We start from the raw sequence: 16255 nt of genomic DNA, 5'->3' as shown, positions 1-16255 counted from the left end.
ACCGCCCGCGCCCGAATAATGCGCGCCTGGGTCGCAGGGTCTGCGAAGAGGGCGGGACGCTGTTCGTCCCGTCGTCCCGATGTGCTAACGCCCCGGGATGCCCCGCTGGCTCTTCCTCCTCCTCGCCACCGCCGTCGCCCTCTCGGTCCTGGGCAGCGTCCTGATCGTGCTGCGCAGCCCGAACAGCACGCCGCCGCTGACGGGCAACGTCCCGACTCCGGCAGCACCGGCCGCGCAGCCGCGGACCGGCGGCAACCCGTGAAGATCAAGCGACGACGCCGGTCCCGACCGGGCAGCTGACGCCGGTGCCGCCCAGGCCGCAATAACCCGCCGGGTTCTTGGCGAGGTACTGCTGGTGGTAGCCCTCCGCGAAGTAGAAGTGCTCCAGGGGCTTGATCTCGGTGGTCACGTTCGGGAAGCCGCGGGCGTGCAGCGCTTCGGCGTAGGCCCCCCGCACCGCCCGGGCGGTCGCCTCCTGCTCGGGATTGTTCGTGTAGATCCCGGACCGGTACTGCGTGCCGACGTCGTTGCCCTGGCGCATGCCCTGGGTCGGGTCGTGGCTCTCGAAGAAGGTCCGCAGCAGCGCCTCCAGCGGCAGAACCGCCGGATCGAAGGCGACCAGAACCACCTCGTTGTGGCCCGTCTGGCCGGTGCAGACCTCCTCGTAGGTGGGGTTGGGGGTGAAGCCGCCGGCGTAGCCCACCGCGGTCACGAACACGCCCGCGGGCAATTGCCAGAAGCGCCGCTCCGCCCCCCAGAAGCAGCCCAGCCCGAGCACGACCGTCTCCGTGCCCGGCGGATAGGGACCCTTGAGCGGGTTGCCGTTGACGAAGTGGGCCTCGGACGTGGGGAGTGGCGTCGGCCGGCCCGGCAAGGCCTCCGCGGGGCTCGGCATCACGGGACGCTTGCGGAACAGGAGCATCGGCTTGCCTTCCGGGTTTCTGGGCTCGCACCGGATATGGGGCTTGCACCAGGACCGCGGAAGCGGCCGGCGCTTCCTCTGACAGGCCGGGGGTGCCGTCGCGGTTATGAAACCTGGAGTGAGGGGCTGGACCTCGCGCACAATTTCCGGCTTGTACCCCGGTGGAAATGGCGGCCCCGTGTCGCCGGATGAGGGGCAGACACCGTATGGCGACGGGCTGGGCCGTCACGAGCCGCGTGCTGGACAATCTGAAGGCGGATTCGCACCCGGGCGATCCGTTCGCTGCCGCCGTCCGGGCGACGCGGATGCCGATGATCGTCACCGACCCGCGCCAGTTCGACAACCCGATCGTCTTCGCCAACGACTCCTTCCTGAAGCTCACCGGCTACACCCGGATGGAGGTCACCGGCCGCAACTGCCGCTTCCTCCAGGGGCCCGAGACGGATCCCGTGGCCGTCGAGCGCCTGCGGGAGGCGATCCGCCGGGAGACCGACATCCGGATCGATCTCCTCAACTACCGCAGGGACGGCTCGACCTTTCAGAACGCCCTGTATGTGGGGCCCGTGCGGGACGCGGACGGCAGGGTCAACTACTACTTCGCCTCGCAGATCGACGTCAGCGAGCACTACGCGCTGACCGCCGAGGTCGCGCGGCTGAAGCGCGAGCTCGCCGAGGCGCGGGGCGCGCGCGGCGACCGATAGGGTCGTTCAGGCTTCGAGCGCTCAGGGCTTCGTCAGGAAGCCGATCGGCTCCCGACCGGGCTGGCCGAGCCAGAGCAGCACCGCGCCGAGCCCGAGTCCGATCAGCGAGGCCGGCGCCAGGGTGAGCGGCAGGCCGAGGATGTGCCAGAGCCAGGGCGCCGCCCCCTCCACGCTGCCCTGCAGCGCGCCCGCCCTGTCCTTGAACAGGGTGGCGATCACGTCCGAGAGGGGCGTCACCCGCAGGCCGTTGTTGGCGATCGAGCGAGCGCCATCATAGACCAGCGCCACGAAGCCGCCGGCCATCAGCAGGAAACCCAGGACCCGGGCCAGGAAGCGGAGCATCGCGGGGTCAGCCTTGCCGTGTGAGCCGTGCCTGCGCCCGCCGGAGGACGCCCGCCAGGGAGTATGGGCGCGGACCGCCCGGTGCAAGCGCGACCTGCGCCCGCCGGCCCGACGCGCCCGTCCGATGCGCCCGACTGCCCCGCCGGCGCGGTGCGGTTGCCGCTGCGGTGGGCCCGTGCCACAGGATCGCGCGGCGGCGGCAGGCCGTGTGGGACGGTCGGCCTTGGACGCGCGCGTGACGAAACTCGGCCTCGTGATCTTCGATTGCGACGGCGTCTTGGTCGACAGCGAGCCCCTGAGCCTCGCCTGCCTCACCGCCAACCTCAACCGCATCGGCGTGGCGATCGACCTCGCCACCGTGCGGGCGCGCTTCACCGGCACCTCCATGGTGTCGATCATGGGGCACATCGCCCACGATTACGGGGTCGCGGCGCCCCCGGACTTCGTCGAGACCGTCAAGGCGGAGACGCTGGCGCTGTTCGATGCGGAGTTGCGGGCGATGCGCGGCGTCGCCGAGGCGGTGGCGTCCCTGGATCCGCCGGTCTGTGTGGCGTCGAGCAGCGATCCGGTGCGGCTGCGCCATTCCCTGAGCCTCACCGGGCTGCTGCCGCTGTTCGGCGACCGCGTCTTCTCCTCGGCACAGGTGGCGCGGGGCAAGCCCTTCCCCGACCTGTTCCTGTTCGCCGCCGACCGCATGGCCGTCGAACCCGCCGCCTGCCTGGTGATCGAGGACAGCGTGCCGGGCGTGACCGCGGCGCGGAGCGCGGGCATGCAGGTCGCGGGCTTCACCGGCGGCGGGCACTGGGATCACGATCCCGCGGGGGTCGACCTGCTGCGGGCCGGCGCGGCCCGGATCTTCTCGGACTTCTCCGACCTCCCGGCCGTGCTCGCCGAGGCCTGAGCGGTCCCGCCTCCCCGCCCACCGTTCGAGCCCGCCTTCCTGCCAAGGAGAGCCCGAAAATCGGAACTCCGTTCCGTTGACGGAGCACCGCGGCGCCTCCATCTTCAGGGATGCCGGTGCGGACCGAACACGGAGGTGCGTCCTTCCCGGCCGCGGTGATTTGAGGAGCGTAGCTTGCGCCGCGTCATCAAACGCTAAAGCACTGCGACGGCATCCGTGCCGCGCGGTCCTTCAGTCTGGAGGACTTCTCATGGTGAGCCGACCCACTTCCTTCGTACACGTCTCCCCGACCGCGACCTGCTCCCGCGCCCACCATCGGCGCTGTCGACGCTAGCCCGCCGACCATCACGCAGCCTTCATCGCGATTTGGCAGGGCCTCACGCCTGCCCAGGGAGTCCTAAGTTCATGTCCGATCTTCACGCAGAACTCGCGCCCGGAGACCGCCTCGACGCCGCACCGGCGCGGGTCATCGAGGTGGGCGAGATCACCGCCGGGATTGCCGTGCCGGAAGGTCGCGGCGTGCGGTTCTTCTCATCGGCGCGTGATTTCGACGGCCTCGACGGGGCCGTGTTCCGCACGGCCGAGCAGGCGGCCCGCGCGGCTCGTGAACGCGTGAGCGTCCGGGCCCGCTCGGCCGTTCGGCCGGGGCAGCGGCGTCTCCGTCGCGCCTAGGACACGGGGCGGTCCGACCCACAACCCTCGTCCCGCATGGAGCCCCCGGCGCAGGCCGCGGTGCCGCATGCGGCGATCGGGTCTGAGCTCGGAGGAGCCGCGTCGAGCGGGCTTGAACCACCGGTCACGAACCCGACGGATCTACGACGGCTTCGACCCGGCGCGCTACCGGCCGCACTCGTCGCGGGTGCGCTTCATGGCCTCCGCGAACCCGCCGAGGGCGTACTCGTCGCTCGTCGGATTCCCGCGCAGCGAGGTGGTTTTGATGATCAGCTTGGGGTTTCGCGCGCTCATCTCCGAGACGACGCGCGCCTCCTCGGCCGGGTTCTGCAGCCACGCATTCCCGTCCTTCACCACCAGACCGTAGCGGCTGGCACCGAGATTGAGGCTCGGGTCGCCCGGCGCGGCGGCCGAGCCGGGCTTCACCTGGGAGGCCGCGGGTTTCGAGGGGAAGCCCAGCATCACCGCCACCTCGTTCTGCACGTTCTCGCCCTTGCGGACGCTCACGAACAGGTAGGCGGTGTCGCGCTTCAGGGTCTTGGGCGAGCGCGTCTGCGGCTGGGCAATGGCGTAGCAGAGCTTGTTGCGGCCGTCGCCGTTCACGAAGACGTTCCAGTCGCCGAAGATCGCCACCGGCGTGGCCTGCTGCATACCGGGCGGCGTGCCCATCTTCTTCTCGGCCGGCCGCGCGCGCTCGCGACCGCGCCGGCGGCCGCGCCGGGCGGGCGCCCCGTCGTCGGCCGCGGGCGCGGCCTCCTGGGCCGACAGCGCGGTGGCGGACAGGGCCACACCGCCGAGCCCCCCGACGAGCGCCGGTGCGAGCCCGGAGGCGAACAGGGCAAAAACTCCGACCGGGAGCAAGCGGGTAACGCGAACCATCTTCACTTCCTGACGACGGGCGGCTCCCTCAGGCGCCGCACCGGGATTCGGAAGTAGTGAAGCTTGCGTAAAACGTCGGCAAGATGGCGATGCGCGTTACGCGCCGATACTGGAGGACCTTTCAGAGGGCCCGGGCTTCGGTAGCCAAGGCCGCGATGACCGCGGCGGGCACGGCCATGGGCTCCTCGGCCGGACCCGCGATCGTCGCTATCACGGTCGGCTGAGCCGGCGCGGCGCCCCTGCGGGGCGGGTCGTTGTAGGGGGTGTTGTAGCCCTTGCGCACCGCAGCCCAGTAGGACTCCCGCGTCAGGCCCGAACCCGTCAAAGCGGCATCGATCATGGCCGTGGCGTGAGCCGCGAAGTCCGGCACGTCCTCCGGGTTCAGCCAATTCTCGACAGGCATACTGCGAACTCCGATCCTAACGGCGAAGCTTGTAGCTGAGGGGACTTAGCCAGACGCTGAACGCGCGGGTCGGAATAAGGTTGCAACGCACAATTTCGATGCGGCCTGTGGACAAGGGGGATGCCGGTGCGCTCGATCCGGGGCCTGTTGGTGGCATCCCTCGTGCCGCGACCCGGCCGCAGCGGGCATCGGAGACGGCACGGGGTCCGTGCACGTCAGCGCCCCGCGGCGCTCGCCCGAGATCCGGCTGCGCGACGCGGGCGCGAGGGGCAGGCGGATCCGATCGCCCGGGGAAGCCGGTGACCCTCCGCCACCCCGATCGTGTCGGCGTGCTGCCCCCGGTCGTGCAGCGGCGCCGACCTCCCGGCAGCGATCCCGCCGCACGCGCGGGGCGGCGTCGCCCCGTCGATCAACCGCCGAGGCCCTGCCGCTCAGGCCTTCCGTTAGGCCAGCCGCGCGATCCAGGCCTGCGCCTGCTTGCGGACGTTGTCGGGCGCAGTGCCGCCGTAGCTGGTGCGGCTCGCCACCGAATTCGTGACGCCCAGCACCGCGTAGACCGCGTCGGTGATCCGCGGCTCGGCCTCCTGCATCTCCAGCAGCAACAACTCCTCGAGGCCGACGCCCTTGGCGGCGGCGACGCCCACGAGACGACCGGTGACGTGGTGGGCCTGCCGGAACGGCAGGCCGAGTTCGCGCACCAGCCAGTCGGCGAGGTCGGTGGCGGTGGCGTAGCCGGAGCCGGCGGCCCGGGCGAGCACCTCGGCGTTGGGCTCCAGGTCCCGCACCATGCCGGTCAGGGCGGCGAGGCACAGGGACAGCGCCTGGAGAGCGTCGAAGGTCCCCTCCTTGTCCTCCTGCATGTCCTTCGAATAGGCGAGCGGCAGGCCCTTCATCACGATGAGCAGGCCGGTCAGCGCGCCGATGATCCGGCCGCTCTTGGCCCGCACCAGCTCGGCGGCATCGGGGTTGCGCTTCTGCGGCATGATCGACGAGCCGGTGGTGTAGCCATCCGACAGCCGGACGAAGTTGAACTGGGCCGAGGTCCAGACCACCAGCTCCTCGGCGAAGCGCGACAGGTGGACGGCGCAGATCGAGGCCGCCGCCAGGGATTCCAGCGCGAAGTCGCGGTCGGCCACCGAATCGAGGGAGTTCGCGGTCGGCCGGTCGAAGCCGAGCGCCGCCGCGGTGGCGTGGCGGTCGATCGGGAAGGAGGTGCCGGCGAGCGCCGCGGCGCCGAGGGGACATTCGTTGAGCCGCGCCCGCGCGTCGCGGAACCGGCCCCGGTCCCGGGCCAGCATCTCCACGTAGGCGAGGCAGTGGTGCCCGAAGGTCACCGGCTGGGCCGACTGGAGATGGGTGAAGCCCGGCATCACGGTCCCGGCGTGCTTCAGCGCCGCCTGGCTGAGGGCCCGCTGCAGGTCGGCGGCCTGCTGGTCGAGGGAATCGAGGGTGTCGCGCACCCAGAGCTTCATGTCGGTGGCGACCTGATCGTTGCGCGAGCGCGCCGTGTGCAGGCGCCCGGCGGCCGGGCCGACGATTTCGGTCAGCCGGCTCTCCACGGACATGTGGATGTCCTCGAGCTCGCGCTTGAACACGAAGGTGCCGGCCTCGATCTCGTCGCGGACGGACTTGAGCCCAACCTCGATTGCGGCCACATCCTCCGCCGGCAGGATGCCGGCAGCGCCCAGCATCGCCACATGCGCCAGCGAGCCGCGGATATCCTGGGGCGCGAGGCGCTTGTCGAATCCGATGGAGGCGTTGATCTCCTCCATGATCTCCGCCGGGCCGCTCGCGAAGCGGCCGCCCCACATCCGGTTGCTCATGTCGATCCTTCCGCGCCCTGACCGTCCCGAGGGCCGAGCCTGATGCCCGGCCGCACGCCCATCCTGGCCGGCGCGGGCGTCGCCGCGCTCGCCGTCCTCGGCCTCGCCCTATACGGGAGCGGTCTCCTGCCCGGCAACACGGGCGCGGGCTCGGGGCCGTGCGCCGCCGCCAAGCCGACGCTCGCCCGGGTCGACGCCGCCGCGAGGGGCGAGGTCGCCGCCATGCAGGCGCTGCCGCAGGCCCGGCCCGCCCCCGACATCCGGTTCAAGGGGCCGGACGGCACCGAGATCGGCCTCGCCGACCTCAAGGGCCGGCTGCTCCTCGTGAACCTCTGGGCGACGTGGTGCGCCCCCTGCAAGGCCGAGATGCCCGCCCTCGACCGGCTCCAGGCGCAGCTCGGCGGGCCCGACTTCCAGGTCGTCGCCATCAACGTTGACACGCGCAACCTCGAGAAGCCGCCGGAATGGCTGAAGCAGGCGGGCATCCACGACCTCGCCTTCTACGCCGATCCCGGCGGGCGCGTGCTGCCGGTCATCCAGCGCGACACGCAATCGCCGGGCCTGCCGACCACGCTGCTGGTCGACGCGCAGGGCTGCACCCTCGGGGTGATGAAGGGGCCGGCCGCGTGGGCGAGCCCGGACGGGCTGGCCCTGATCCGCGCGGCCCTGGGGCGGACGTCCTAGTCGGGTACGGCGGGGCGCTTGCACCCGCCTCGGATGCGCGGCAAGGCCTGCCGCGATGATGTCCCCCTCCCCCGACCAGTCGCCGAAGCGGGGCCGGCGCCCGCTCTCGATCATCCGCACGCTGCTCGCCGGCGAGGCGGCGGGCGGGCTGATCCTGATGGCGGCGGCCGCCCTGGCCCTCCTCGTCGCCAACGGGCCGTTCGCCGAGCCCTACGCGCACGCGCTCCACGCCGCCCTCGGGCCGATGAGCGTGCAGCACTGGATCAACGACGGCCTGATGGCCGGGTTCTTCCTGCTGGTCGGGCTGGAGATCAAGCGCGAGGCGCTCGACGGGCAGCTGCGCACCTGGCCAGACCGGGTCCTGCCCGGCTTCGCGGCGCTCGGCGGCATGGCGGTGCCGGCCGCCTTCTACGCCCTGGCCAATCTCGGTTCCGGCACCCTGCGCGGTTGGGCGATCCCGGCGGCCACCGACATCGCCTTCGCGCTCGGAGTCCTGGCGCTCCTCGGATCCCGCGTGCCGGTCTCCCTCAAGATCTTCCTCAGCGCGGTCGCCATCGTCGACGACCTCGGCGCCGTCGTGGTGATCGCGCTGTTCTACAGCGCCGGCCTCGATCTCACGATGCTGGGGCTCGCCGCGCTGGTGCTCGCCGGCCTCTACGGCCTCAACCGGGCGGGGATCGAATCGCTTCCGGTCTACGGCCTCCTCGGCCTCGTGCTCTGGGTCCTCGTGCTGCGCTCCGGGATCCACGCGACGCTCGCGGGCGTGCTCCTCGCGCTCACGATCCCGATCCGGGTCAGCCCGGGCCGGCCGGAGGACGCGCACTCGCCCCTGCACCGGCTGGAGCATGCCCTCGCCCCCTGGATCACCTACGGGGTGGTGCCGGTCTTCGGCTTCGCCAATGCCGGCGTGGACCTCTCCGGCCTCACCCCCGAGGCCCTGCTCCAGCCGGTGACGCTCGGCATCGCGGCCGGGCTGTTCCTGGGCAAGCAGGCCGGCGTGTTCGCGAGCCTGCGGCTGGCGGTGGCGCTGGGGCTGGCCAAGCGCCCGGCCGGGGCCGGCTGGGGGCAGGTCTACGGGGTCGCGGTGCTGTGCGGCATCGGCTTCACCATGAGCCTGTTCATCGGCGGACTCGCTTTCCGGGATCCGGAGCAGGAGACCGCCGTGAAGCTCGGCGTTCTGGCGGGCTCGGCCCTGTCGGGGCTGGCCGGCGCGGCGATTCTCATGCTGGCCAAGCCGCGGACCGCGAGGGCGTAGCGGCGCCCCTGCGCCGACACCGCGCCGCCCCGGTTTGCTGCGCCGCGCTCGCGGAGACGGGCCGACCGGTCGACAGGCCGGCGGCAGCCTGCGCGATCCGCGCCTGGGTCTCGCCCCCTCCCGAAGTCCAGGCGCAGCCGCTGCCGGAGGACGCCTCTCGCACGAACCGGGATCCGCCCGGGGCGAAAATGCGCTACCCCAGCGTCGACATGCGCTTCTATCTGGGCCTCGCCACCACCTTCCACGACCCCGCCGTCGCCCTGGTCGGGCCCGATGGCACCCTGCTCTTCGCCGAGGCCGCGGAGCGCGCACTCCAGTACAAGCGCGCCCCGAACTGCGAGCCCGACCTCCCGGCCGTGATGGCGCCATTGCTCAAGGAGTACGTCCCGCCGGGCTCCGAACTCGTCGTCGCCTCGACCTGGGGGGCGCAATTCACCGACTTCCTGCGCGGGCAGGCCGGCGCCGGCGCCTTCGACCTGATGGCGCTCGCGGCCCACACCACGGCCCTCAACCGCTCCTTCGTGCCCGAGCAGGCCGAACGGGTGTTCATCGCCGATCTCCACGGCGCGCAGGAGCGGGCCGGGCACGGCACCCTGCTGGCCCTGAACCAGGAAGCGCGGATCACCGGCGCGGCGCCCCGGGCGTCGATCGCAGGGCAGCGGCGTTACCCGCACCACCTCTGCCACGCCGCCTACGGCCTCTGGGGCAGCCCCTTCGACGCAGCCACCGCCCTGGTGGTCGACGGGATGGGCGAGACCGGTGCGGTGGCGATCCACCGCCTGGAGAGCGGCCGGATCACCGAGCTGCGTCGCCACCGCGGGCGCGGCTCGCTCGGGTTCCTGTACGGGCTGATCACCGATCTCGCGGGCTTCGACCAAGTGAAGGGCGAGGAGTGGAAGATCATGGGCCTCGCCTCCTACGGCTGCCCCGATCCGGACCTCGTCGCGCTGCTGGCCCGGCTCTGCACGGTCGAAGGCCTCCGCCTGCGCTACGGCGATACGGACACGATCCGCTCCGTGGCCGCGGAGATCCGCGCCCGCCGTCCCGCCGACGCCCTGGAGAACGGCTGGGCCGACCTCGCCCGCTGCGGCCAGGATCTTTTCGGCACCCTCATGGACGCGCTGGTGGCCGAGGCCTACGCCCTGGCACCGTCCGAGAATCTCGTGATCGCGGGCGGATGCGGCCTCAACTCGTCCTACAATGGACGGGTGCTCGGCCGATCCGGCTTCACGCGGCTGCACGTGCCCTCGGCGCCGGCCGACGACGGCAACGCGGTCGGAGCCGCGTGGCTCGCCTACGCGGAGGATCATCCGGGCTGGGCCGGGCCGCCGCCGGCGCAGCGACCGCTCACCCCCTATCTGGGCTCCCCCGTGTCGACCGCCCCGATGGAGCGGCTCGCCGAGCAGGAACCCCGCGCCAGGCACGTCGGTCACGCGGAGGCAACCCGCGCGGCGGCACGGATCCTGGCCGAGGGCGGCCTGGTCGGCTGGGTGCAGGGCCGGGCGGAGCTGGGGCCGCGGGCGCTCGGCAACCGGTCGATCCTGGCGGATCCGCGGCCGGAGGGCGCCAAGGACGCCCTCAATGCCAAAGTGAAATACCGGGAGGCGTTCCGCCCCTTCGCGCCGTCGATCCTGGCGGAGGCCGGGCCGGACTGGTTCGCGGATTACGCCGACAGCCCCTACATGGAGCGCACCCTGGTCTGGCGGGACGCGGTCCGCGCCCGTGTGCCGGCGGTCGTCCACGCGGACGGCACAGGCCGGCTCCACAGCGTCACGGCCGACCGAAACCCGGCCTACGCGGCGTTGATCGGCGCCTTCGCGGAGATCACCGGGGTGCCGATCCTGCTCAACACCAGCTTCAACGTGATGGGCAAGCCGATCCTCCACGGCGCGGAGGACGCGATCCTGATGTTCTACACCACCGGCCTCGACGCCCTCGTGGTCGAGGATTGGCTGGTGGTGAAATGAGAAGCGCCGCGCCCCCGGGGGGACGCGGCGCCGATCGTGTCACCGCGCGGGTGACTTACTCGCAGACCTCGACGCGGCGGTAGGTGAACTCGCCGTCGCCCAGCCACTCCTTGCGGCGCTCGTAGTGGCAGATCGGGCCGCGACGCTCGCGCACCACGATGGTCTCGGGCTCCTCGACCACGACGCGGCGCGGGCGGTACTCGGGGGGCGGGGGCGGCGGCTGGTTCGCGCCGTTGACGAGGGCGCCGCCGACCATGCCGCCGACGACGCCGGCCGCGAGGCCGCCGACGATCGCACCCGTCTGGTCGCGGGCGGCGGCCGGGGCGACGGCCCCGAGCGCCAGGGTTGCCGCGAGGGCTGCGGCCCCAGCGCGGATCGTCGTGAAGGAACCGTTCAAGGACACGCGAAACATCTCCCGTTCGTGTTGAGGATGATCCAACACCGGGAGGATTAAGAATCCCCGAAGTGGGACGATTGAATCGTGCGCCCGTTATGCCGGTTCCGCGATTCCCGCCGGTTGCCGCGACGCGCTCCGGTCCGTGCGGGCAGCGACGGCCCCCCGGGGCAGCGCAGCATCGGAGGGCGGTGTTGCGGGCAGGCTGAGCGGGCCGCCCGTCAGAGCAGCCCGTCGAGGGATCCGACCACGACGGTGGGCGCCAGGGCCGCGTACTCGTCGGGCAGCCCCTTGCGGTTCACCCAGGCGGTCCTGAAGCCGAAGGCCCCCGCCCCCGCCACGTCCCATCGGTTCGACGAGCAGAACAGCACGTCGCCCTGCCCGACCGCCAGTCGGGTCAGGGCGATCCGGTAGGCGTCGGGATGCGTCTTGAACACCTGCGCGTCGTCCACCGACAGGACCGCGTCGAGGTGGTCGGCGAGGTTCGCCGAGGCCACAGCCCGGTCGACCATGGCGGCGTTGCCGTTGGTGAGCACAGCCGTGCGGATCCCGCGCTTGCGCAGGGCCGCCAGCACGCCCGGCACCTCGGGATAGGCGTCGAGGTCGCGGTAGGCGTCGAGGAGCCGCTCGCGCAGCCCGGGATCGACGTTCGGGTGGACCGCCAGGGCGTAATCCAGGGCCCGCACGGTGAGATCCCAGAAGGCCGCGTAATGGCCCATCAGCGACAGGGTCCAGCTGTATTCGAGCTGCTTGTTGCGCCAGACCTCGGAGAGATGGGCCGCATCCGGCCCGACCGCCTCGGCGTAGCGCTGGACCGCGGCGTTCACGTCGAACAGCGTGCCGTAGGCGTCGAACACCGCGGCCTTCACGCCCGCGAGCGGTCCTGGTGCGTCGGTCATGGCGTTCCTCTCCGGGTGATGTCGCGCGATCTTGGGGCCGGGACCGCGGGAATGCGAGCCCGGCCGGATCTCCTCAGGTCCGGCGCAGGCGCAGGCCGAAGAGGTGCAGAAGGCCGGCCAGCAGGCCGCCGTAGACTGCCGCCCCGATCATGCCGAGCAGAGCCAGGACCACGAGGTCGCGTCCGTGCGGCAGGGCCGGCACCAGCGCCTGGACGAGACCCTGGCCGTAGAGGGCCACCGCCGCCAGCGCGAGGCAGGCGAGCGCGACCCCCGCGACGGTGAGCCCGAGGGTGCGCCCCGGCGCCGTCCAGTTCCGGCGCTTGGCCAGGACGACGAGCAGCAGCAGGTTGACCCACTGACTCACCGCCGTGGCGAGCGCCAGCCCGGTGACGCCGTAGGGGCCGGTGAGCCAGAGCTTGAGGGCGACGTTCACCGCGATCGCCGTCAACGAGGCCCAGAGCGGGGTCTTGGTATCCTGGCGGGCGTAGAAGCTCGCCACCGCGCTGCGCACCAGCACCACGGCCGGCAGCGCCAGCCCGTAGGCCGCCAGCACCGAGGCGGCGCGGGCCGCATCCTCCGGGCTGAAGGCGCCCCGCTGGAACAGGGCCGCCATGATCAGGCCCGGGATGGTCAGGAAGGCCACGGTGAACGGCGCCGACAGGGCCAGGGAGAACCCCGCCGCCCGGTTCTGCGCCGCATGCGCCCCGGCGACGTCCCCGGCGGCGATCCGCCGGCTCATCTCGGGCAGAAGCACGGTCCCGGCCGCGATGGCGATGACGCCGAAGGGAAGCTGGTAGAGCCGGTCGGCGTAGTAGAGCGCCGAGACCGCCCCGACCGGCAGCCAGCTCGCGATGATCGTGTCGGCGAAGACGGCGATCTGGAACCCGGCCGCGCCGATCACGGCCGGCCCGAGCACGGCGAAGAACCGATTCAGCGCCGGATCCAGGCGCGGCACGGCGAGATCGGGCATCACGCGGGCCCGGCGGCAGCCCCACCACAGCAGCCCGAACTGCAGGAGACCCGAGACCGCGACGCCCCAGGCGGCGGCGTAGGCCGCGTTCGGGAACAGGAAGCTCACCGAGAGCGCCGCCAGCATGGCGAGGTTGAGCAGCACCGGCGCTCCCGCCGCCACGGCGAAATGCCGGTGGGCGTTGAGGATGCCCGACAGCAGCGTCACCAGCGTCATGAACAGCAGGTACGGGAAGGTGATGCGCGTCAGCGCCACCGCGAGCTGGAAGCGCTCCCCGTCCTCGGGAAAGCCCGGCGCCAGGGCGTGGACGACCCAGGGCATCGCCGGCAGGGCGAGGTTGAGCAGCACCAGCTGCACGATCAGCATCAGGGTGAAGACGCGGTCGGCGAAGCGGTGCGCCTCACCCGGCGCGCCCGCCTCGGCGAGCCCGGCATAGGCCGGCACGAAGGCGGTGTTGAACGCGCCCTCGCCGAAGATCGCGCGGAAATGGTTGGGCAGCCGGAACGCGACCACGAAGGCGTCGGCCATCGGCCCGGCGCCCAGCACCGCGGCCATCACCACGTCGCGGGCGAAGCCGGTGACCCGCGAGACCAGCGTCCAGCCGCCCACGGAGAGGATGGAGCGGATCATGGGACACGCCGCCCGGACGGTGGCGATCCGCCTTGCCGGGCTTCGGAAAGATCCGAGGCCGAGCGATCGGAACGACCCGCCCCGCGCCTCCCCTTCGTCTCGCTGCCGGGCCGAAGGGCCTGCGAAGCCGGTCGGGAGCGGGGAGCGACGGTGCCGGAAGGCGCACCGGCGCTCAGGGAGGCGGCACCACACCCTGGAGCCGGGCTCCCCCCGTCGGGGATTTCAGCCCGGCCCGACCCCTGCCGAGGCAGGGGCCGCCCGCCCCCGCGGCGGGGGGAGAGCGTGAAGAGGGTATCGTCGCGCTGGAAGAAAATAGCCGGACCCTTTTGCACCGGGTCGTCCGGCGTCGGGCGCATCAAGAGCCAGTTTCGTCGGCCATCTCAAGGGTGCCGCGGACACAGCGCCCGCGGCACCAGCGGAGACGCCTCAGGCGTTCGCCTCGGCGTACATCTTCTCCACGTGCTCCCAGTTCACGAGGTTCTCGATGAAGGCCTTGAGGTAGTCGGGGCGGCGGTTGCGGTAGTCGATGTAGTAGGAGTGCTCCCACACGTCGACGCCCAGGATCGGCTTGGCGCCGTGGACCAGCGGGTTCTCGCCGTTGGGGGTCTTCATGATCGCGAGCTTGCCGTCCTTGACGGCGAGCCACGCCCATCCGGAGCCGAACTGGCCGATGCCCGCCTGGATGAAGTCCGCCTTGAACTTCTCGGCGCCGCCGAGATCCTCATCGATCTTCTTGGCGAGCGCGCCCGGGATCGCGCCGCCGCCGTTCGGCTTCATCCACTGCCAGAAGTGGATGTGGTTGTAGTGCTGGCCGGCATTGTTGAAGAGCGGCTGATTGGTGTTGTAGGCGGCCTTGACGATCTCCTCGACGCTCTTGCCCTGGAGATCCGTGCCCTCAAGCAGCTTGTTGCCCGTGTCGACATAGGCCTTGTGGTGCTTGTCGTGGTGAAACTCGAGAGTCTCCTTCGACATGTACGGCCCGAGCGCGTCGTAGGCGTAGGGCAGTTCCGGCAGGGTGAAGGTCATGGCGTCTGTCTCCGCTTAGCAGGGGGCGGCCTCGTCCCCGGCTGGGGACCCGAGTCGAGTGCCCGCTAGGTAAGTCGGGGGCCGCGGGACGGCAACGCCGTTCCGGCCCGACCACGCGCGAAGTCGCGGGATATCGGGCCGGATCGCCGAGCGGCACGTCGAGACGCCGGCGGAACGGCCCGCCCCGGGTTCGCCCGGCGGATAATCGTTGATATCCGGTATCCCGGGTGCGATCACGACGCTGTTTTGCAATATGGCGGCTAGGCCTTACTGTGCGCCCCGCCTTGAGCGCCGGCGGTTAGCCGGCCCGTGCTAGAGAGTATCATGATCGCTGCGCTGTTCGCGCTCGCCGCCGCCATGGTCATCGGGGGCTGCGCCGCCGTGATCCAGGGCTTCCCGTATGTACGCCTGGAGAGCGGATTGGCGATGGTGATCGCCGGCTCCGTGGCGGCCTCGTCCGGCGCGGTGCTGTTCGGGCTCGGCGTGCTCACCCTCGCTTTCCGCAAGGTCGAGCGGGCGATCGGGCGGAATCCCGCGGTGCGCGCACCGGAGGCCGACGCGGGATCCGCCCACGAGGGCCGGACCCGGTTGCCGCCGGTTCTGCCCGCTGCCCCCGCCTTCCTCGTCCCGCCGGTGGTGGAGCCGCCCTTCGATCCCGATCGGTCGCGGCTCGATCCGAGCCTGGAGCCGCGGGTGGACGGTCCGCGCGAACCCGTTTCGGCCCCCGCGCGCTCCCCGTCATCCCCGTCGGCGTCTCCCCAACCGGCCTCATCCCCGTCGACTTCATCCATGCCGGTCTTGACCAAGCCCCTTCGGACGGAGCCGGAATTGCCGGTCCCGGCGCCCGTCGCGCGTGACCCGGTCGGCGAGGCCCGGCCTGAGGCGTCGATGCCCCCGAGCGCCATCGCGTCGGACGACGATCTGTTCGCCGCGCCCGAAGGTCAGCCGGGATCGAAGGCCCCGCCACTGCGTTCGAGCCTCGACCCGGTGCCCGATCCGACCCCGAAACCGGTGACGCGCACCGTGGTCGGGCGCTACGCCTCGGGCGGCAACACCTACGTGATGTTCGAGGACGGCTCGATCGAGGCCGAGACGCCGCAGGGCCGCTTCACCTTCGCGTCGCTCGACGAACTCAAGGCGTTCGTGGACGGCGGCGGCGAAGCCGGGACCCGCGGCGCCGCCTGACGACACCGACGTCTCGGGCGGGCGGCCCTCCAGCCCCCGCCCTCACCCCGAGGTGCCGCCGCGCAGGCCTCGACGGAACCCGCCGGGGATCGCGCGGCCGGCCGCGCCCTCCTTCGAGGCCCGCTGCCGCGGCACCTCGAAATCAGCGTTGGCAGGGACGGCGGCCGAACCGAAGCCCGCGCTCGCGAACCCGGCTCACACCAGCGGGTTGAGGCTGTCGTTGCGCGGCGGGATCGGCGCCCGCATGGTCAGGGCGAAGCCGCCGGGGGCGTAATCGGTCGTCACCTCGGCCTGGACCTGCGTGATCAGAACCCGCTGCAGCAGGCGCGAGCCGAAGCCCTGGCGGCTCGGCGGCTCCACCGGGGGACCGCCGGTCTCGCGCCAGGAGAAGCGCAGGATCCCGGCCGGCCCGCCCGGTTCCAGGGACCATTCCACCGCGACGCGCCCGGTGCGGTTCGACAGCGCCCCGTACTTGGCGGCGTTGGTGGTGAGTTCGTGAATCGCCATCCCGATCGGCACCGCGACCTCGGAAGGCAGGTCGATCGCCGGCCCGTCGAGGCTGATGCGGCCCTCGGCGGCGCCGTCCGGCGCCACCTCCGCGT

Annotated in this window: 18 protein-coding genes; 8 read left to right on the top strand and 10 right to left on the bottom strand. The window is 72.0% G+C overall.

The window, feature by feature from the left end:
• Positions 1–97 precede the first annotated feature (97 nt).
• Complete coding sequence (locus tag MKK82_RS09645; protein WP_238285826.1) at positions 98–262, top strand: hypothetical protein; 165 nt, start codon at positions 98–100, stop codon at positions 260–262.
• A gap of 3 nt (positions 263–265) precedes the next feature.
• Here the strand turns inward: MKK82_RS09645 and msrA are convergent, their stop codons facing one another.
• Entirely contained in the window at positions 266–922 is a 657-nt protein-coding gene (gene msrA, locus MKK82_RS09640) for a peptide-methionine (S)-S-oxide reductase MsrA (protein ID WP_238285823.1), read from the bottom strand.
• A gap of 206 nt (positions 923–1128) precedes the next feature.
• Here msrA and MKK82_RS09635 point away from each other — a divergent pair, with 206 nt between their 5' ends.
• Complete coding sequence (locus MKK82_RS09635; protein ID WP_373323277.1) at positions 1129–1623, top strand: PAS domain-containing protein; 495 nt, start codon at positions 1129–1131, stop codon at positions 1621–1623.
• Between the two features lie 21 nt (positions 1624–1644).
• On the opposite strand, the gene MKK82_RS09630 is transcribed toward MKK82_RS09635, so the two are convergent.
• Positions 1645–1965 (bottom strand): PetM family of cytochrome b6f complex subunit 7, encoded by a 321-nt coding sequence (locus tag MKK82_RS09630; protein WP_238285822.1) that lies wholly within the window; start codon positions 1963–1965, stop codon positions 1645–1647.
• Between the two features lie 223 nt (positions 1966–2188).
• On the opposite strand from MKK82_RS09630, the gene MKK82_RS09625 reads away from it, so the two are divergent.
• On the top strand, positions 2189–2866 hold the full coding sequence (locus MKK82_RS09625; RefSeq protein WP_238285820.1) for an HAD family hydrolase: 678 nt from the start codon (positions 2189–2191) through the stop codon (positions 2864–2866).
• Between the two features lie 405 nt (positions 2867–3271).
• On the top strand, positions 3272–3538 hold the full coding sequence (locus tag MKK82_RS09620) for a hypothetical protein (RefSeq protein WP_238285818.1): 267 nt from the start codon (positions 3272–3274) through the stop codon (positions 3536–3538).
• A 165-nt stretch (positions 3539–3703) separates the two neighbouring features.
• On the opposite strand, the gene MKK82_RS09615 is transcribed toward MKK82_RS09620, so the two are convergent.
• The 3 genes from MKK82_RS09615 to argH form a co-directional block, all read right to left on the bottom strand.
• Positions 3704–4417 (bottom strand): invasion associated locus b family protein, encoded by a 714-nt coding sequence (locus MKK82_RS09615; protein WP_238285816.1) that lies wholly within the window; start codon positions 4415–4417, stop codon positions 3704–3706.
• Positions 4418–4538: 121 nt separating this feature from the next.
• On the bottom strand, positions 4539–4820 hold the full coding sequence (locus tag MKK82_RS09610) for a hypothetical protein (protein ID WP_238285814.1): 282 nt from the start codon (positions 4818–4820) through the stop codon (positions 4539–4541).
• A 443-nt stretch (positions 4821–5263) separates the two neighbouring features.
• Entirely contained in the window at positions 5264–6643 is a 1380-nt protein-coding gene (gene argH, locus MKK82_RS09605) for an argininosuccinate lyase (RefSeq protein WP_238285812.1), read from the bottom strand.
• A gap of 42 nt (positions 6644–6685) precedes the next feature.
• Here argH and tlpA point away from each other — a divergent pair, with 42 nt between their 5' ends.
• From tlpA to MKK82_RS09590, 3 genes are all read left to right on the top strand, one after another.
• Positions 6686–7327, top strand: a complete 642-nt coding sequence (gene tlpA / locus MKK82_RS09600) for a thiol:disulfide interchange protein TlpA (RefSeq protein WP_238285811.1) — start codon at positions 6686–6688, stop codon at positions 7325–7327.
• Positions 7328–7382: 55 nt separating this feature from the next.
• On the top strand, positions 7383–8582 hold the full coding sequence (gene nhaA / locus MKK82_RS09595) for a Na+/H+ antiporter NhaA (RefSeq protein ID WP_238285810.1): 1200 nt from the start codon (positions 7383–7385) through the stop codon (positions 8580–8582).
• Between the two features lie 209 nt (positions 8583–8791).
• On the top strand, positions 8792–10549 hold the full coding sequence (locus MKK82_RS09590; RefSeq protein ID WP_238285992.1) for a carbamoyltransferase: 1758 nt from the start codon (positions 8792–8794) through the stop codon (positions 10547–10549).
• A gap of 55 nt (positions 10550–10604) precedes the next feature.
• Here the strand turns inward: MKK82_RS09590 and MKK82_RS09585 are convergent, their stop codons facing one another.
• The 4 genes from MKK82_RS09585 to MKK82_RS09570 all read right to left on the bottom strand — a co-directional run bounded on the left by MKK82_RS09585 (position 10605) and on the right by MKK82_RS09570 (position 14468).
• Positions 10605–10961: a hypothetical protein gene (locus MKK82_RS09585; protein WP_238285809.1), complete on the bottom strand. Its 357-nt coding sequence runs from the start codon at positions 10959–10961 to the stop codon at positions 10605–10607.
• Positions 10962–11164: 203 nt separating this feature from the next.
• A complete protein-coding gene (locus MKK82_RS09580) occupies positions 11165–11842 on the bottom strand; it encodes a haloacid dehalogenase type II (protein ID WP_238285808.1) in 678 nt (225 codons plus the stop codon).
• 73 nt (positions 11843–11915) lie between these two features.
• Complete coding sequence (gene murJ, locus MKK82_RS09575; protein ID WP_238285807.1) at positions 11916–13442, bottom strand: murein biosynthesis integral membrane protein MurJ; 1527 nt, start codon at positions 13440–13442, stop codon at positions 11916–11918.
• 426 nt (positions 13443–13868) lie between these two features.
• Entirely contained in the window at positions 13869–14468 is a 600-nt protein-coding gene (locus MKK82_RS09570) for a superoxide dismutase (RefSeq protein ID WP_238285806.1), read from the bottom strand.
• Between the two features lie 324 nt (positions 14469–14792).
• Here MKK82_RS09570 and MKK82_RS09565 point away from each other — a divergent pair, with 324 nt between their 5' ends.
• A complete protein-coding gene (locus MKK82_RS09565; RefSeq protein WP_238285805.1) occupies positions 14793–15653 on the top strand; it encodes a hypothetical protein in 861 nt (286 codons plus the stop codon).
• 195 nt (positions 15654–15848) lie between these two features.
• Here the strand turns inward: MKK82_RS09565 and MKK82_RS09560 are convergent.
• On the bottom strand, positions 15849–16255 hold a 407-nt coding region (locus tag MKK82_RS09560), incomplete at its 5' end, for a sensor histidine kinase (protein ID WP_243985466.1).

The organism is Methylobacterium sp. E-046, assembly GCF_022829625.1.
GTDB classification, from domain to species: domain Bacteria; phylum Pseudomonadota; class Alphaproteobacteria; order Rhizobiales; family Beijerinckiaceae; genus Methylobacterium; species Methylobacterium longum.
The sequence above is the reverse complement of the archived record's forward strand: the minus strand, read 5'-3'. Positions and strand labels throughout refer to the sequence as shown.